The sequence below is a fragment of the Gemmatimonadaceae bacterium genome (assembly GCA_035633115.1).
Taxonomy (GTDB): Bacteria; Gemmatimonadota; Gemmatimonadetes; order Gemmatimonadales; family Gemmatimonadaceae; genus UBA4720.
On sequence record DASQFN010000071.1, the window covers coordinates 1 to 1,675 of the forward strand.

1 protein-coding gene is annotated in these 1,675 nt (G+C 67.0%); it reads left to right on the plus strand.

Annotation, left to right across the window (positions count from 1 at the left end; all coding sequences use genetic code 11):
- A partial coding sequence (locus VES88_08940) for an IS1634 family transposase (GenBank protein ID HYN81613.1) occupies nucleotides 1-1,675 on the plus strand: 1,675 nt, incomplete at both ends.

The following is a 1,675-nucleotide window of genomic DNA, read 5'->3' on the forward strand; positions in this document are numbered from 1 at the left end:
ATTCATGCCCATGTACATCGAGTCCGTGCCGAACCGCAACTCACCCGCCGCGGTGCTCCTGCGCGAGTCGTACCGGGAGGACGGCAAGGTGCGCAAGCGCACTCTGGCCAACCTGTCTTGCCTGTCCGATGAGGTCATCGAAGGCTTGAAGGTGCTGTTGCGCGGCGGTGTGGCGGTGCCCAGTGTCGAGGAGGTCTTCACCGTCGAGCGCACCCTGCCTCACGGCCATGTGGCCGCCGTGCTGGGTGCTGCGCGTGGGTCGGGTGCGTCCTCGTGGTTCGGCTCGGCACCGGGGGATCTGCAGCCCGTGTTGCTGGCCATGCTGGTGGCCCGCGTGATCTCGCCGGCCTCCAAGCTGGCCACCCACCGCTTGCTGCACGACGACACCGCCAGTTCCTCGCTGGGCCGCGTGCTGGGGGTGGGCCAATGCGGTGCCGATGAGCTGTATCGGGCGCTGGACTGGCTGCATGACGCGCAGCCGGCCATCGAGCGGCGTCTGGCCCGTTTGCACCTGGCCGGCTCAACCCTGGTGCTGTACGACCTGACCTCCACTTGGTTGACCGGGCGCTGCTGCGAGCTGGCCGCGCGTGGCCATTCGCGCGACGGCAAGCGTGATGATCCGCAGATCGTCTTTGGGCTGCTGTGCTCGGCCCAGGGCTGCCCGATCTCGGTGCAGGTGTTCAAAGGCAACACGGCCGACCCGGCCACGGTGGCCGCTCAGGTGAGCAAGCTCAAGGATCGCTTTGGCATCGAGCATCTGGCCTGGGTGGGAGATCGCGGCATGCTGACCTCAGCGCGCATCGAGCAGGTGCTCAAGCCCGCGGGCATGGACTGGGTGAGCTCGCTGCGCGCGCCGCAGATCGCACAGCTGGCCGAGGAACACGGCCCCTTCCAGCCCTCGCTGTTCGATGAGCGCAACCTGCTGGAGCTCACCAGTGGGCACTTCCCCGGCGAGCGGTTGGTGGTGTGCCGCAATCCCCTGCTGGCCCAGGAGCGCGCGCGCAAACGACTGGAGTTGCTGGCCGCCACCGAGGTCGATCTGGACAAAATAGTGGCGGCCACCCAGCGTGCGCGCAACCCGCTGCGCGGCCAAGACGCCATCGGCTTGCGCGTGGGTCGCGTGATCGGCCACTTCCACATGGCCAAGCACTTCGAGCTGACGATGACCGAGACCACGTTTGCCTACCGGCGCAAGAGCCAGACCATCGATGCCGAGGCGGCGCTGGACGGGCTGTACGTGATCCGCACCAGTGTCCCCGCGACCAAGCTCGACGACAACGCCGCGGTGGCCGCCTACAAGAGCCTGGCCCACGTGGAGCGCGCCTTCCGTTCGATCAAGACGGTCGATCTGCACGTGCGCCCGGTGTTCCACTACAACGCCCAGCGCGTGCGCGCTCACGTCTTCCTGTGCATGCTGGCCTACTACGTGGAGTGGCACATGCGCGAGCGTCTCAAGCCCATGCTGTTCGACGACGAGTACCTGGACGAGGCCAGCGCCGCCAGAGCCTCGCCGGTGGCCAAGGCGCTGCGCTCCGAGCATGCCAAGGCCAAGGATGCGAGCAAAACGGCCGACGATGGCACTCCCTTGCACAGCTTCAGAACCTTGCTGCAAGACCTCGCCACCCTGGCCTACAACATCACCCACACTCACCTGAACCCCGAGGCCAAGATCGTC